The 15836-nt window shown below is 34.8% G+C and carries 15 protein-coding genes; all 15 read right to left on the bottom strand.

Annotated features, from left to right (window positions below; genetic code table 11):
* Nucleotides 1-38: 38 nt before the first annotated feature.
* Entirely contained in the window at nucleotides 39-308 is a 270-nt protein-coding gene (locus tag MKY13_RS03300; protein WP_339215303.1) for a competence protein ComK, read from the bottom strand.
* A 39-nt stretch (nucleotides 309-347) separates the two neighbouring features.
* The gene (locus tag MKY13_RS03295) at nucleotides 348-893 is read right to left on the bottom strand and encodes a competence protein ComK (RefSeq protein ID WP_339215301.1); all 546 of its coding nucleotides are present in this window, start codon (nucleotides 891-893) and stop codon (nucleotides 348-350) included.
* Nucleotides 894-1661: 768 nt separating this feature from the next.
* A complete protein-coding gene (fliS, locus tag MKY13_RS03290; protein ID WP_339215299.1) occupies nucleotides 1662-2066 on the bottom strand; it encodes a flagellar export chaperone FliS in 405 nt (134 codons plus the stop codon).
* 29 nt (nucleotides 2067-2095) lie between these two features.
* Nucleotides 2096-2455, bottom strand: a complete 360-nt coding sequence (locus MKY13_RS03285; RefSeq protein WP_339215297.1) for a flagellar protein FliT — start codon at nucleotides 2453-2455, stop codon at nucleotides 2096-2098.
* 18 nt (nucleotides 2456-2473) lie between these two features.
* Nucleotides 2474-5005, bottom strand: coding sequence for a flagellar filament capping protein FliD (gene fliD, locus MKY13_RS03280; RefSeq protein ID WP_339215295.1), 2532 nt, complete (start codon nucleotides 5003-5005; stop codon nucleotides 2474-2476).
* 25 nt (nucleotides 5006-5030) lie between these two features.
* Nucleotides 5031-5420 (bottom strand): flagellar protein FlaG, encoded by a 390-nt coding sequence (locus MKY13_RS03275; protein ID WP_339215293.1) that lies wholly within the window; start codon nucleotides 5418-5420, stop codon nucleotides 5031-5033.
* 948 nt (nucleotides 5421-6368) lie between these two features.
* Nucleotides 6369-8381: a sulfatase-like hydrolase/transferase gene (locus tag MKY13_RS03270; RefSeq protein ID WP_339215291.1), complete on the bottom strand. Its 2013-nt coding sequence runs from the start codon at nucleotides 8379-8381 to the stop codon at nucleotides 6369-6371.
* Between the two features lie 11 nt (nucleotides 8382-8392).
* A complete protein-coding gene (locus tag MKY13_RS03265) occupies nucleotides 8393-9061 on the bottom strand; it encodes a class I SAM-dependent methyltransferase (RefSeq protein WP_339215289.1) in 669 nt (222 codons plus the stop codon).
* A gap of 80 nt (nucleotides 9062-9141) precedes the next feature.
* The gene (locus tag MKY13_RS03260; RefSeq protein WP_339215287.1) at nucleotides 9142-9813 is read right to left on the bottom strand and encodes an acylneuraminate cytidylyltransferase family protein; all 672 of its coding nucleotides are present in this window, start codon (nucleotides 9811-9813) and stop codon (nucleotides 9142-9144) included.
* A complete protein-coding gene (locus MKY13_RS03255) occupies nucleotides 9803-10855 on the bottom strand; it encodes a nucleotidyltransferase family protein (protein ID WP_339215285.1) in 1053 nt (350 codons plus the stop codon). The genes MKY13_RS03260 and MKY13_RS03255 overlap by 11 nt, the downstream gene beginning before the upstream one ends.
* Nucleotides 10856-10859: 4 nt before the next feature.
* A complete protein-coding gene (locus MKY13_RS03250; RefSeq protein ID WP_339215283.1) occupies nucleotides 10860-11483 on the bottom strand; it encodes an acetyltransferase in 624 nt (207 codons plus the stop codon).
* Nucleotides 11476-12537: an N-acetylneuraminate synthase gene (gene neuB, locus MKY13_RS03245; RefSeq protein ID WP_339215281.1), complete on the bottom strand. Its 1062-nt coding sequence runs from the start codon at nucleotides 12535-12537 to the stop codon at nucleotides 11476-11478. Before neuB ends, MKY13_RS03250 begins: the two co-directional genes overlap by 8 nt.
* The gene (gene neuC, locus MKY13_RS03240; RefSeq protein ID WP_339215279.1) at nucleotides 12534-13667 is read right to left on the bottom strand and encodes a UDP-N-acetylglucosamine 2-epimerase; all 1134 of its coding nucleotides are present in this window, start codon (nucleotides 13665-13667) and stop codon (nucleotides 12534-12536) included. Before neuC ends, neuB begins: the two co-directional genes overlap by 4 nt.
* Complete coding sequence (locus tag MKY13_RS03235; protein WP_339215277.1) at nucleotides 13668-14822, bottom strand: LegC family aminotransferase; 1155 nt, start codon at nucleotides 14820-14822, stop codon at nucleotides 13668-13670.
* A complete protein-coding gene (locus tag MKY13_RS03230; RefSeq protein WP_339215275.1) occupies nucleotides 14819-15814 on the bottom strand; it encodes an NAD-dependent 4,6-dehydratase LegB in 996 nt (331 codons plus the stop codon). Before MKY13_RS03230 ends, MKY13_RS03235 begins: the two co-directional genes overlap by 4 nt.
* Nucleotides 15815-15836 lie beyond the last annotated feature (22 nt).

The following is a 15836-nucleotide window of genomic DNA, read 5'->3' as shown; positions in this document are numbered from 1 at the left end:
AAAACACTCACCAAATGATGAGTGAAAAGGGCGGATAACTATAAATATTTTTTCGTGAATTGAAAATTTGCCTGTACCTGCTTATCATTCACGTTACCAATGCTTCCCCATTTACGTGTCAGTAAATAACCGGTCGGCGGCTTACGATAAAATTGCTTGCTTTCCTGTATTAACATAGAAGGAGACTTCCCGACGACTGCCATATGCTCACGCTCAAAAACAACTGTATATAATCTCCCGTTTTCTGCAACGATTGGTACCATGCCCACTGTATTATGATTCACTAGATAAAAATTCAAAATCCGCATATAGTCCTCCTTTACATACAAACTCTATATTAATATGATTTAGTCGACTAAGTAGGGTTCATTTACTTCTGCACATTTCAACACTAGTTTCTCTTCCGGTTTCAAGTAACGACGCTGAATAATAAACTGGTTAAAAAAAGTCTGAGCAAAATAGCTGCTTGCTTTGTTCCATCGTTGAATAAATCTACTTCGTGATACTTTAACTTCGAATTCACGCCCATCACGAAGTATTACTCTAGTTGTCTCAGACGAAGAGGGCACTTTCTCTGCATTTTGAACATGATGTAAAGCGAAATAGTAACACGATTCATTGCGAGTGGATTCGGTTGAAAACCATACATGAGGAAAGAGCGATCTCGGTATAAAAATAGGAGGTACAGAAGTCTTTCCAAGAATTGCTTTTGCTGCTTCCTTTGCTCCTTTTAAACTTGTACCATTTTCTTTCAGTTCTGTATCAATTAATTGCCTAGGTGTTAAATCAACTCGTTCATATCCATTTGAAGTAACAATAATAGTATAAGGGTTGTTAAAATGATCAAATTTAGGTACTAAAGCACATGCATTTAATAGATAATTTTTATACATTTTTTCATACTCCTTTTAAAAATTATAGTTATCAATTGAAAAGAAAAGGAGTATACTAACATTAAGCTGGTATACTCCAGCACGACCGACCTCAAGTGTTTTCTTATCAGGATGAGCACTTGGGGTTTTTAACTTCCTCTTTTCACATGAATCACCACCTCCTTTACCGTAAAGTAAAAAGCCACTCTATTATGTAATTCACAGTAATATAAAAAAATTAAAAGCAGTAATTTTAAAGTATTTTAAATTGGATTTATTTTGTGTATAGGGGGGGCAATATTATCTTTTGAATATTCATGAACGCTAGCTTAAATATGGAAGTTTGTATTTAGAGAATATCGTGGAGTTGCGTTGAAAAAGTTTTCTTAGTAAGTTAGCATCCAAATGATTATATAAATATTAACCGCCTAATCATTTACATTATAGACATAATTACCTATAAATTTCAAGATTTATTTGAATATTATGGAATTTAAAGTTTACAAAATGAAATATAAAAAAGAGCGTCTCCTAGGAGTACACTCTCACATTTTAGTATCCATTTGCTTGTTAATACGATTGATACCCGCACCAAGTTTACCGCGCATGCCGCCTGTGCTGAATGAAACATATCGGTGAAAGTAATCTTGAATATCAGTTTAATTAACAAAAATTTAATTGAATATTCAACGATACGCTACAGTCTATTAAATATCTTTATATTATAAGAAAAAACCGCTATTAAAAGAATTTAGTCTTTTTAATAACGGTTCGATTTATTTATGATAATTATACTTGTCCTACAGTACCATATTGCTGTTGACGAGTAATTTTGATAACTTCTTTCCATGTGTCGCGGAATTCTGTTACTAGACCCTCTACTTCTTCGATAATTGCTGCATCATTTTGAACGTTTGCTTCCGTCAAGCGACGATTCATATATTCATAGAGTGGTAGCATTTGTTTCGAAATTTCGATGTCCATGTTAAGTGTAGACATAAATTCCCCAATAATTGCTTGCGAACGCTGAATATTATAGTTACGCGCTTCTATATTTTTATCAGCAATTGCCTGCTTCGCTTTATTTAAAAACTTTAAGCACCCGTTATATAACATTAATGTCAGTTCACCAGGGGAAGCAGTTGTCATACTGTTTTGTTTGTATGCGTTGAAAGCATTTGTTTGTGTTGTCAATGTTGACACTCCTTTTACAGCTATTCGTATTAATTCTTTTTATCATAATAGCGGCCATCCATAACTTGGACATTCGCATATGGATTCATATATTGTTGCTCATGCTTTTTTGCATTTTGTAAATCTTTTAAATCGGTTTGTACTACTTTCATGACTTTATTTAAACGCTCGCGTATGCCTTTATCTAACTCAGCAAGCATGGCGTGGGATTTCTGCTGCATATCGACTTTAAAACCGTCCTGTTGCATCTTTCCCATGATGATACCACGCTCATCTAGTAAGATATTTGTTTTTTCAATATAAGTATCTCTCAGTTCTTCTTCGGGAAGGACTGCCAAATGCTGATAAAGCTTTGCAGAAACTTGTAGTAATTGCTGTATATTTTCCATAGAACTCACCACCGACTATTAACCTTGCATGAACATTGAAGACTGTTGATTTGCTTTATTGATAGCTGTCTCCATCGCTGTGAATTGTTTCCAGTAGCGGGCTTCGATATTTTTCAATTTATTTTGCCATGTATCAATTCGCTTCTCGTTATCAATTAAGCTTTTACCAATTGCATATTGCGCGTCAGTCATTGTAGAACGACCCGCTTTTTTCTCTATATTGACTTCTAATGATTTCATTGATTCACGTAGTTTTTCAAGATATCCACGAGTATCTGTACCGCCATGAGCGGGATCTGATTTTTGCCCACCACTATTTTTAAATAATCTCTCTACTGCATCTGAATCTTCCTCAATGGCTTTTCTTAACTTCGCTTCATCAATTTCAAGTGTTCCGCCATCATTATAGTTCTTAGAAGTAGTGATTCCGATATTAAATAATGTATTAAATTTTGAGCCATCTAAGCCCGGATTCGACTGGTAAATAAGTGAGCGCATATTCGATAAGCCATTACGCACTACCGAATCATTGCGAAGTAAACCACTTTTTGCTTTTTCTTCCCATAGCTTAATTTCATTTTCATCCATATCTTTTTTCTGCTCGGCTGTCAGCGGCGTATAATCACGATATTTCGTTTCTTTTGTTTGGTCATTTAAATCTTTAATTAGACCATTATAAGTCGTAACGAATTCTTTAATTTTATTCATCATATCGTCTACGTTTGTAGTGGATGTCATTGTTACCGGTTGAGCTGATGGTGCTGCATTCACTAAATCATCATTAACTGTACCGTCCCCATTGAGTAATCCTGCGTTTTGAGCATCTGCTTTAGCCGTTGTTAAAGAACTTTCTGCATTTGCCAATCGTGCATCTGCCGCAATATCTTCAGCTTTGGCAGTATGATAAGCATTACGTAATTGGTTTTGGTCTGCCAAATTTTTAAATGCTGTTTGCTCAGTTGCAGATAAGCCATTCCAAATTGTTTGTTGTTCCTCTGTTAATGAGGAAACTTTTGAAGGATCTGCAAACACTTCTAAAATTTTTGCATCCCCCAATCTATTGTATTGAGATTTTAATTCCTCGGACTGCGCTTTTGCCACATATTCATTCAATGTATTCACATCTAAATTTTGTAGTGAAGCAAGCGTTTCTTTATCCAATGCCTTTAAAGCTGACTTTAGTTCATCAGAGAAATATTCATTTTCATCTATAGATGTACGAATTGCACTTAATTCGGTTGTTTCATCGATTGTTAAGCCTTTTAAAGCTGTAATAGCATCACCCGATAAATCCTTTAATTTTGAGCCGCCAAATGAAACATAATTTGCCTGTACTTTAAAATGACTAAATTCATTTTCCGAAGTATTGTAGACTGTTGACAATTTTTCCGCAGAAAACGCTTTTAGTTTTGTTTTCGATTCATCCGATAAACTACTTGCATCTATCGCAGCCATAACATCTTCTTTACTATTGGAGCTTGCCAATTTAATTGTTTCAAATTCTTCAGCCGTCAGGTTTTTCCAGTCTGAAGTAGTTAGTTTACGGTATTCTGCTTGTTCTGTTAATGATAATGTATTTCCAAATGCTGCATTGTATATATTGTTATGTGTGCTCGTATAGTTTGGTGTATCACTTGTACCATTTCCATAATAGGCAGAAAGCGCATTTGCGAGAGCTATAGCTTTGTTTGCTTCATTTTCTGTCGCTAATTGCATTTCCTTTTGTGCCGATTTATATTTGTCGGCAATTGTTTGAGTGGAATTGAACGTCTCTTTTAATGTAACGTTATATCCTGAAAGATTAAAGGTATTAGAAGATCGCTCTGTCGCTATGCCGTTTACTTGGAAAATCGCATTTTTTCCATCTGTTGTTTGAAATTTATCGATTAAATTACCTTGCTCATCTTTTTGCTGAAAAAAACCTAAACTTGTGAACACGTCTCTTCCATTCACAACTTCAATTTCTTCCCCAGCTTTGTTATCCCCGGAATTTTTAGCTGTAAATGAGAAACGACCATTTTCAAATACAGCTGATACTCCCGCATTACTCGCATTTACCTTACTCACAAATTGATTAACCGTCATACCATCAGTGATTTCAATTTTCGTTGCTTCAGAAGGCATTGTCCCATCAGCTTTAATTGCCTTCAATTCGATTGTTTTAGTTCCAGTACCAATTAAGTCACTCATTTTTGTTGACCCAACTGCACTTACTTGATTTCCTACAGCCCGTGCTGAAGTTGCTAATTGTGAAACCCCTTCAATCGAAAGTGAACCTGTTGCTGATCCTGTTGCTGTCGCACTAACAAGATTAGAATTTGAAGTCGAAGCCGTTTTAGAATTTAAGGATTTTAATACTAAATTATCTGCAATATACGTATCAAAAGTTTTTAATTTTGTATTTACACCACGATAAGCATCGCGTTGCCATTCATAGGTTTGTTTCTTTTGTGTCAATTTATTTAAAGGTATCCGTTCAGCATTCATTAATTTTTCTACTAAAGCATCGATATCCATACCAGATGCTAATCCACCAACTCGCGTAACCATAATTATTTCCTCCTCAGTTTACTACTTAAATTTTTTCGTCAACAACCATACCAAGCATTTTTTGCATTTCATAAAAAGCGTCCAGTAATTTTTTCGGAGGAATTTCCTTCACAACTTCCTCCGTATCACGATTCACAACCGTCACATAATAGCGTTCCAGTCCTTCGTGGAACATAAATTTAGAAGTACTGTTATTTACATCCAGCATCTCATTCATCTTATTAACAGCCTCTTGGACTTTTGCCTTCGTTTCATCACCATTTTTTAGTTGCATCATCGGCTCTACTACAACTGTTTCTTTTCTAGCAGTATTGTCGCTCACTTGCTTTTCTAGTGCTTCATTAGTAACGTTACTTGTTAAGTTAGCTTTGTTCGTTACAGTTGTTTCGATATTAGCATTTCCTGAAATACGCATATTTCCATCCTCCTTGGATTCATTAAATGCATTGTTAGTTTTAATATCGGACAAAAAAAAAAGAATTTCAGTTTTTGTCTCTATCAAAAGTTCAATTTGTTCTTGCTAAAAGTAAAAGCTTTTTGATTTTACAAAGCCCCCTCATACAAGGTTAATGAAATTAAAATTACATAAATATGTTACTTCAAGTCAAATAAAACGAAGCGTACTCTCAACTTCACTCAATTTTTAGACACACCTAACAATTGGGTGCAACAATTGTTATATAGATACAATCTAATATAATTGTCTATTGTTTATAAATAGATTAATCCATTTTAATATCATGGCTCATCTGCTTTCTAAAGCCTATACATCCATCAAATACACCGCAGTAACAAAAGCCAGACTCTACTTTTCCTCGCTTATCTTAGAATAAGGTATTGTGTTAAGTTAATGGTAAAACTTCATTTGACAATTATGTACACCAAATATGCGTAAGTACCAGTTAGCTTGAATGATGTGCTTATATACCATTATTTAAATGCTACAGCTTGGAGTAGGAGGCGATAGTTAGGATTTTGAAACGTGGCTGTTTTTATGATTAAACCGAATGTTACAGGGATGATTGTTACCTGTCTACTGCCATAAAAATGGCACCTCCTTAAGTAGATACTCTCAGAAGTGCCATGTCATTCTTAAGCTTTATATGAATACGGTTGTACACTTAGTCCCCTAACAAGTTAAAAAAAGAAATTGAGAAGTATAAATTGTTATTATAATGGCATAGTGGCAAGTAAAAAACGAACTCATACCAACAAATAAGCTATAGTAACTTTAAGGAGCCACTCTCTTTATAGGTCTATATAACCAGTCCCCCCCTTTTATCTATACCACAATCATTCACTGATGCTATTGTAGTAACGCGAATTCATAATTATTATATCTAATTAACTAAATACTAATTAACTAAATTTGTAATTTACTTGCTCTTTTAATTACCAAATCACAATAATCCTTTAACTTTTCTTCATATTGTTTTGTCACATTGGTTAGATTTTTTTTATCCAATAAAACTGCCTCGTAATGTTCTAAATCAATTAAGGTATTATCTGTTACATTTTCTTTTGTCTTAAACCTGAAAATATGTTCTGAATCTGTTATAGCTACTAAATATGGTTGTTTGGGATGTAACGTTTCTGTTAGTGCATACTCCCGACCTTCACCACCAAAATCTTTTAAAACTCTACCTTCTTGAGGATTAACATTCACTCCAACAATATTAGCCATCGTTGGGAAAATATCAACAATTGAACTTAATTCTTGACTAATTTGGGGCTTGATATTGCCACCAGCAAGCATAAATGGAACTTTTCTTTTAGGTTCATGTAAAAGGTACTCATCCTCTTTTAAATATGTTTGACCATGATCAGAAATTAAAGAGACTAAAATATTTTCCATCCCAAACGTGTTTTCCAAATAATTAAATAAATTAGACAAGTGGAGATCAACTCTTTTTAATTCTACATCATATTTTTTAATTTTATTAATATCATATTTTGAAAGTACTGATGTCGGACCAAGATTTTTCTTTTGTCTATATTCAGCAGGTAAATTGACTTGAGTCATTAAATCATTATTAATTTCATCCGCAACATCGTGTAAGTCCATTAAACTAACCCATAAAAAATGATTGTTATTTTTAAATGTTTCTAAATGTTCAATTGCCTCAGTAACAACCTCTCCTGCCCAAAATCCACCTGAAGATGTTTGATATACTATACGATCCATACCTTGCAAATAACCATATGTAGGTGTTACTCTCCAATCATTATTAACTTGAGCTGTTAAATAGCCTTGCTCCTTAAAATCTTCTGTAAATAATCTATTATATCGATTTAGCTCAAAATGATTTGTAGGATGGTATAAACCATGATTAATTGTTGTTTTACCAGTATAAATAGCTGATACACTTGGTAAGGTCCAGTCTCCTGATGTATAGCAATTGTTATTAATGTAACCTCTAGAGAAAAAATTATATGTATTTGGCATTAACTCCGATAAGTTCTTTTCAATTGCTGTATTTGCAAGTCCATCAACAAAAATCGACAAGACAACTTGCGTACTTTTTTTCTCAGGTTTTAAATCAATTGGGTTTCCAATAAAAAATGGTTTTTCTGAATATATTTTATAGGAACCAGGATCTGTAAATGTATAATAATTATACTGATTATTAGCTAAAGTATCTTTTGGAAAAGATAGTTTACCATTAGGCCCTTCCACTTTTATCTCATCATAGTCTTTAAATAATGCTACCGGTAATGTTGTTCTATTTGTAACCCTAAAACTATATGAGTCTGCTATTACTCCAGGCATAATTTCATTTTTAAAAAAATAACGGCTTTCATTATTTACATTCGTTATATGCATCGCTTTATACATTTCTGTAAAATAAAGCTCCCCCTCTCGATTCTCCACAGTTCTTTTCACTAGGCTCTCATTGAAACGATTTAGAGGATAGATTCGCTCATCACCCTCTTTCATAATTTCTTCAGCTAGTTTTAAGTGATCTAATAATTCTTGAATTGGAACCTTTGGATTCTGTTTTAAATCATTTATTAACACGTTCAATTGATGGGCAATTTCTTTTTTATTTTCTTCAGATACAGCAATGCGAGCACATATTGCAAATAACTTTAAGCTTTCAAAAAATTCTCCTATTACACTTTTTAGAGTAGCTAAATTATATGTAATCTCGAATGAAAAAGGAATTTTTTCCATTGCCTCTTCCAATAATTTTATTCCCGATGCATAATCACCCTTTAGATATAAATAATTTGAATATAAAGAATAATACATTTCATTATGGATTTTAAATTCGTCCAATTTTAATTTTGCTTCCTTTATTAAGCCATCATTTAATAAAGATTTAACTCCTTCTACTTGATTTTTATAATTTGTGATATGGTTACTTGTTAGCATACTTCTTTCTCCTAAACATTTTTCTTTTTTTCAACAGTTATACGCGCTAAATACGGGTCTTCATTTTTATAAATTGAAAATCCTTGCCCTTTAGTAAAGTTTTTTATAGAAAATCCTTTTCCTAAAAGCTTTAATAATAATTTATCTGTTTCTACATATCTTCTATAATGATTATTATAAACTTTATCTAACACTTCATCTTCTTTCGTTCTAAATTCAGATACAAATATAAATGGTGTTTCAATGTTTGAACATAAATTCTCTAAAATAATATCTTCAACTTCTTCAGGAATTGCATGTAGAAAGAATCTAGTATAAATTAAAAGTTGCTTTTTACTTTCTTTTGTCTTTTCATTAAAAGATTCTAATAATTGTGCAACATTATTTTGATCACTTAAATCTGCACAGTGAAAACTTATACTATTCTTTATTAGGTTATCTATCTTACTATTATTGATTTTTGTAACTTCCTCGGAACCATCTATTCCAATAGTTTCAAAACCATTTTTAGCAAAATAAAAGCTATCTTTCCCTGTACCACACCCCAAATCTATAACCATAAATTGTGATTGCATCCCAGAAAATTCCCTCAAAATATACTCACTGAATGTTGAAGCTTCACTTAAACCTGTATCTTTTTTATAAAAAGTATCCCAATAATTCTTATTTATATAACTCACATTTTTCCTCCTAATTAATTACATATGCCTTTAAAATCCCATATAACTTTTGTATTCAACACTAATTTTCTATTTAACTTTCATCTTAAATATAGCTCACAAACTAATAAGTCTATTTCTGTATCTACATCGACCGACTTTTCGTTCCCCATAATATACCCAATTGTACCTTCCACAATAAATGAACCAAATCGTTGTACTTCTTCTACTTTCCCAACATAAACAGCTCCATTTAAAGCATAAGCTTTTGGTAAATCTTGACGTCGTGTAACAAGCTCACCTTGTGGTATTAATGGACTCATCTTTCCCTCATTCAAGTTGTACATCCAATAAGGTGACTTATCTGGTTCTGTAACCGATACACAAAAATCGGCATCATTCATTAGCAATTTTTCAATACTTCCATCAATATCTTCTACTGTACGTAACGGAGAAGTAGGCTGCAACAGTACAACATAATCATATCCTGGACATTGTTCGATTGCATGAAGAACAGGTGCAATTCCCGGCGTATCATCCTGCGATAGTTCTAGTGGACGTTTAAACGGAACTTCACAGCCATACTGTTTGGCCACCTCAATAATTTCATCATCTTCAGATGAGAGAATTAGTTTGTCAATATAGCGTGATTTTTTCGCCTCATTAATAGTCCATGCAATTAATGGTTTACCTGCTAGGTCTCGAATATTTTTTCTTGGTACCCCTTTTGAACCACCACGAGCTGGAATGATTGCCAAAATTTTAGGTTTCATAAGACATCTCCTTAACTTTTTCATTTGCACGTTCAAAATCATCCACTCGCCCTATATCCAGCCAATACTCATGTATTGGGAAAACAGACGTCTTTTTGCCATGCTCAATCAGCTTTTCAAACAGTGTTGGCATATCGTAAAACGTATCGGTCGGGATATAATCAAAAACTTCTGGGCTTAGTACATAAATCCCTGCATTTACAAAGCTCCTATGAACTGGCTTTTCCTTAATAGTCAATAAATCAGTGCCAGCCGTCTCAATCACGCCATAAGGAATTTGAAATTCATATTCTCTGACACACATTGTCGCAATCGCTTGCTGCTCATTGTGGAACTGCATTAACTGGTTAAAATTCACTTGAGTTAATAAATCACCATTCATGACAAAAAAGGGCACGGTTGGTCGATTTTCAAGTAATGAAAGTGCTCCAGCTGTGCCCATGCGTTTTTCTTCTTCCACATATTCAATCGTCACACCAAATTCTTCACCAGCTTGGAAATAACTTTGGATCACTTCTTTTTTATAATTCACCGAAAAGATAAAGTTTGTATAGCCATATTGTTTAAAACCGTCGACAATCGTCTCTACAATTGGTTTATTTCCAACCTTTAGCATTGGCTTTGGAACATCATTTGTAAGTGGACGTAATCTTGTGCCTAATCCACCAAGCATTAAAATCACTTGATTCTCATTAAGAGGCGCTTCTAATTTATCAATAAATAAAATGTCAATTACTTGATTCGCCTTATTAATAATAGGTAGCTGCTTTAGTTTTTTGGCATTCATTAATCTCTTGTATTCGCTAGATTTCCAACCATTATTGGCACTTATTGGATAATCATTCATAATCGCGGTAATCGGTACATCCAGCCCTTCCCCACGCAAGATACCACGTCTGATATCACCATCTGTTACTGTTCCAAGTAGTCGGTAATTATCATCTACTACGACAGCAAATTGTAAGGACGTTTGATCAATGGTTTTCATTGTTTCAACTAGCGTTTGATGTTCCGTTACTACGATTTTTCTCCAATTATTCAATTGATTACACTTCCTTTGCTGGGACACCATATGCCTTTGTATGATTTTTCATATTTTTTACTACAACAGAACCCGCACCGATTAGACAACTTTCTCCAATATGAATTCCTTGAATAATCGTTGTGCCAGTTCCTATATGCGTACTATTCCCAATTCGAACGTCACCTGAGATTTTTGTTCCTGGTGCAATATGTACATGTGCCCCGATTATGCCATCATGATCAATCATTGCACCTGTGTTTATAATCGTATTATCGGCTATAACAGTAGCGGTTTGAATAATTGCACCGGACATAAGTTGTACACCTTCTCCTAAAATTGCAGAAGGAGCAATGTTTGTGGCAGAATGAATAACGGATTTAAAGCAATAACCTTTTTCTTTAAATTCTTTAAATAGTACTTCACGGAATGATGCAGGTTTTAGCATTCCAATTCCTAATACTAACTCAATTTCCTTCGGATTATAATTGTGAATGACTTGATCTGTACCTAAATAGTTCAATCCAAACCGATTTGTTTCTTCAGTAGGAGCGGTGAAGCCAAGTATCATTTCCCCCTGTGCAATTAACGTTTCAGTTAAAACAGCCGCATGTCCACCATTACCAATAACTATTAGCGACTTATTCATTAATAAGTTCATCCTGCTCATATGATTTTTCAGCCTGTTTGCCAAGATATGCCCAATAGTTCGAAGGAGCAATTCCACTTCCTGGACGTTTTACAGTTAAATTTTCTGCAGTAAATGGCTTTCCTTTTTCAATAGCCATTCTAGCTACTAAACTCTTTCTCGCCGGAATTCGATTTTTCAATTCAATAGCTGATGGCACTTTATGACCATTACCTAATGCTTGTTCGACCTCTCGAATTTGCTTTACCATTTGTTTCAATTCTTGAGGCTCTAAAGATGCAACATGATCCGGCCCCTCTAAAGTTTTATCTAATGTAAAATGCTTTTCAATAACCTTTGCACCTAATGCAACCGCTGCTGTTGGAACCGCTATTCCTTCGGAATGATCAGATAAACCAATTGATACTCGGAACTCCTGTTGCAATGTTGCCATGGCATGTAAGTTAATCGTATCAAATGGGGCAGGATATTCTGTCGTGCAGTGTAGAATCGTTACATATTGTTGAAGTAATCGTTTTGCCTGTTGTGTTGTATAAAAAGCTGCCACTTGCTCCATCTCCGTCTTATTCGCTAAACCAAATGCAATATAGCTAAGTGCCTCATGAATATCGTCGATTGTTGCCATTCCCGTAGACAAAATAATCGGCTTTTTTTTCTTTGCAATCGCATAAATAAATGGGGAGTTCGTCAATTCACCTGATGGGATTTTTGCCGTGTTAATCTGTAAATCATCGAATAAAAAATCGACACTTTCATAATCAAAAGGTGTCGATAAAAATTCTATTCCTTTGTCCACGCAATATTGTCGAAGTGCAGTAAATTCTTCAAATGTCAGCTCTAGCTTTTTCAACATGTGAAATTGCGATGTAGATTCCTTCAAGTTTTCGATTTGATAATCCGCTTGCTTGGCATTTTTCGTAACCAGATTCTCAGCTTTAAACGTTTGAAACTTTACAGCATCTGCTCCAGCTTCTTTTGCTATATCAACAAGCTGTTTCGCCATGTCAGAAGAACCATTATGATTGACGCCTGCTTCTGCGATGATATAAGTCATAGATCATAAAACTCCTTTTGAACTTTATAGTTTGAAATAGATTTTAATTGTTCATAAATTTTATTGGCTGTAAGACCCTCACCAAATAGTTTCTCATACATTATCTCATTGGTTAATGCATAATCAATAGCAGATTTAATAGATTTAATTGACAAATCACAATCAATTACCGAAGCCGGTCGCTCTCTTCCTTTTTGTCGATCCCCGCAATTGATTGTAGGTGTTTTTAAATAAGGTACTTCAATTAAACCACTTGATGAATTGCCAATAACCAACGCTGCAGCCTTCACAGCACTTAAATATCTCACTTGCCCAAGGGAATCATATAATCGTGTGTTCTCTTTATTTGCAAAAACATATTCTTGGAGTTGCTCATTAATTTCTCTGCCACCATTATCAGCATTCGATTTAGTAAAAACAAAATGGTAATCATACTGATAACTCGCTAAAGCTTCCAATAAAATATTTATCCCTATAAAATCGCCATTTGTTTCTGGATGATATGTAATTAAAAAGAAAGGTTTATCTTCATTGATAGTTAACTCTTTATAAATTGTTGATCGGTCCATTAAATTTAATTGCAACGTATGATCAATTCCAATTGCCCCCACATTAAAAACCCGCTCTGGAAACTCACCTAATTGAATGACACGTTTTCGATGTCCTTCGGTACTTGTAAAATGCCAAGTAGCCATTTTTGTAATCGAATGACGAATTGCATCATCATAGGCACCAAAAGTGCATTCACCGCCATGAATATGTGCAATTGGGATTTGCATGATTAATGCCGTTTGTGCGGCAGCTAACATTTCAAAGCGATCTCCTAATATAATGATTAACTCAGGATTTAACCGCTTGTAGGCATCTGCAAACCCAATTGTTGCAAGGCCAATTGATTTTACAACAGCCGTTGACGTATCTGCTGATAACAGCATTTCAACCTTTTCATTAATTTGAAAGCCATCTGCTTCTATTTGCTTATAGGTTAAACCAAATTCATACGACAAATGCATTCCTGTAGCAATTAATTGTAGCTCAAACTCACTGTCTTCTTGAATTAGCTTCATAACATTCGAAAGCAGACCATATTCCGCTCTCGTGCCCGTTACTACACAAATTTTACGTTTCATTTATTTCACCTCTAGCGGCGTACTCGCTATATTTACAAGCCGTCTTTGCAAATCATTCGTCACAGCTAAATCCATAATTGGACAATGTTTATACATTTCTAACTCATGCATTGGCTGCCAAATCGGACGGCTCATTATACCTTGCTCATTTAAAAACGTTAACACTTCATCTCGATTTAACGAATCTGCTAATTTCAATGTTTGTAGCCAATAGTTACTATTACTATGTGCTGGCTCTGTAAATATTGTTACGCTATCTAAATGAGCTACAAGTTCTTCATATTTATTAGCTAATGCTTTTTTCTGAACTAAAAACTGCTCTAATTTTTCTAATTGTGCATAACCAATCGCGGCATTAATATTAGGCATACGATAATTATAACCAATTTCATCATGTGCATATTCCCACTTATGGGGCACCTTTGCTGTTGTTGTTAAATGCTTAGCATAATCAGCAAGTGTTTCATCATCGGTTAAAATCGCACCGCCACCGCCAGTTGTAATGATTTTATTGCCATTAAAGCTCATGGCATTGATTTTACCAAAACTACCTGTATGCTTGCCTTTATAATAAGTACCTAAAGATTCGGCTGCATCCTCAATTAATACTATATGATATTTTTCAGCTATAGCAATAAGCTCATCCAAATGCACAGCATGACCAAACGTATGCATCGGTACTAACGCTTTAATGCGGCGATTCGTATTTTTATTAAATAACTCATTATTTCGCACTTCTGAGATTTCAGATAAATAAGCTTCTAATTTAAACGGATCGATACCTAATGTTTCCTCATGTACATCGACAAAATGAGGTATGGCATTACAGTAAGACACTGCATTTGCTGTAGCAATAAAAGTAAGCGACGGCATCAGCACTTCGTCATCTGCCTCTACCCCCGCTACCTTTAATGCAATATGCAGTGCTGCTGTACCGTTTACAACGGCAACTGCACGCTTTACACCCACAAATTTCGCTAAGGCCTCTTCGAAACGAGTGACATATGCACCTACTGACGACACCCAGCCAGATTTCACACAGTCAGTTACATATTCTAGCTCTTTTTCGTTAAATGTTGGTTCGTGTAAAGGAACAAAGTCTTTACCATATATTCCTTTGACTTCTTCTACAAATTGCATCCATTGTTTATTCATATGTTATATACATCTGCCTTATATTGAGTTAGATTTTTTGGATTCGTAAACCACTCAATTGTTTCCCCTAAGCCCCGACGGAATCCTTCTTTTCCTCCGTATCGTGGCTCCCAACCAAGCAGTTCCTTCGCCTTTTTATTTTCAGCCCAAAGACGCTCTACTTCACTCTTATCTGGACGTAAGCGCTGTTCATCCGTTTCAATTCTTAAATTTACACCCATTATATCGGCAATCATTTCAGCAGTTTCACCAATAGTGACTTCATAGTTTGAGCCAATGTTAATAACTTCTCCATTCGACTTATCAGAATTCATAACAGAAATAAATCCTTGAACCGTATCTTTTACATAGTTAAAATCACGCGTCGGGCTAATTGCACCTAGCTTAATTGTATCCATCCCATTCGCTAATTGACTAATAATCGTTGGAATAACTGCACGTGCAGATTGTCTAGGACCATAAGTATTAAACGGACGTATAATAGTTACCGGTGTGTCAAATGAGCGATAAAAGGATAACGCCATTTGGTCGGCACCAATTTTTGATGCTGAGTAAGGCGATTGCCCTTGTAATGGATGGTCTTCATCAATCGGAACATAAAGTGCTGTTCCATAAACCTCACTTGTAGATGTATGGACCACTTTTTCAACACCTAACTCACGTGCCGCCTGTACGATATTTAATGTACCATTAATGTTAGTATCTACATAGGTTGCTGGCGAATGATACGAATATGGAATCGCAATAAGGGCTGCTAAATTTAACACATGCGTACAGTCCTTCATTGCCTCTTTTACACCATAAGGATCACGAATATCTCCTGTGAATACATCCAGCTGTGATTTAATTTCTTGAGATACATGGTCTAACCAGCCCCAGGAGTTAAAAGAATTGTAATAGCAAAACGCACGTACATCATGTCCATCACGTATTAATTGTTCTGTTAAGTGGGAGCCAATAAAACCATCGGCCCCAGTGACTAAAATTTTCAATTGTATTCACTTCCTAATTACA

The organism is Solibacillus sp. FSL W8-0372 (assembly GCF_037969735.1).
Taxonomy (GTDB): Bacteria; Bacillota; Bacilli; order Bacillales_A; family Planococcaceae; genus Solibacillus; species Solibacillus faecavium.
Note: the sequence above shows the minus strand (reverse complement) of the source record. Positions and strands in the feature narration are given on the sequence as shown.

What these genes read in the sequence shown, in the direction of transcription:
- MKY13_RS03235 (WP_339215277.1), bottom strand. Translation starts at nt 14,822, where the DNA reads ATGAATAAACAATGGATGCAATTTGTAGAAGAAGTCAAAGGAATATAT.
- MKY13_RS03250 (WP_339215283.1), bottom strand. Translation starts at nt 11,483, where the DNA reads ATGAATAAGTCGCTAATAGTTATTGGTAATGGTGGACATGCGGCTGTT.
- MKY13_RS03270 (WP_339215291.1), bottom strand. Translation starts at nt 8,381, where the DNA reads ATGCTAACAAGTAACCATATCACAAATTATAAAAATCAAGTAGAAGGA.
- neuC (WP_339215279.1), bottom strand. Translation starts at nt 13,667, where the DNA reads ATGAAACGTAAAATTTGTGTAGTAACGGGCACGAGAGCGGAATATGGT.
- neuB (WP_339215281.1), bottom strand. Translation starts at nt 12,537, where the DNA reads ATGACTTATATCATCGCAGAAGCAGGCGTCAATCATAATGGTTCTTCT.
- MKY13_RS03295 (WP_339215301.1), bottom strand. Translation starts at nt 893, where the DNA reads ATGTATAAAAATTATCTATTAAATGCATGTGCTTTAGTACCTAAATTT.
- MKY13_RS03300 (WP_339215303.1), bottom strand. Translation starts at nt 308, where the DNA reads ATGCGGATTTTGAATTTTTATCTAGTGAATCATAATACAGTGGGCATG.
- fliD (WP_339215295.1), bottom strand. Translation starts at nt 5,005, where the DNA reads ATGGTTACGCGAGTTGGTGGATTAGCATCTGGTATGGATATCGATGCT.
- MKY13_RS03275 (WP_339215293.1), bottom strand. Translation starts at nt 5,420, where the DNA reads ATGCGTATTTCAGGAAATGCTAATATCGAAACAACTGTAACGAACAAA.
- MKY13_RS03260 (WP_339215287.1), bottom strand. Translation starts at nt 9,813, where the DNA reads ATGAAACCTAAAATTTTGGCAATCATTCCAGCTCGTGGTGGTTCAAAA.
- MKY13_RS03285 (WP_339215297.1), bottom strand. Translation starts at nt 2,455, where the DNA reads ATGGAAAATATACAGCAATTACTACAAGTTTCTGCAAAGCTTTATCAG.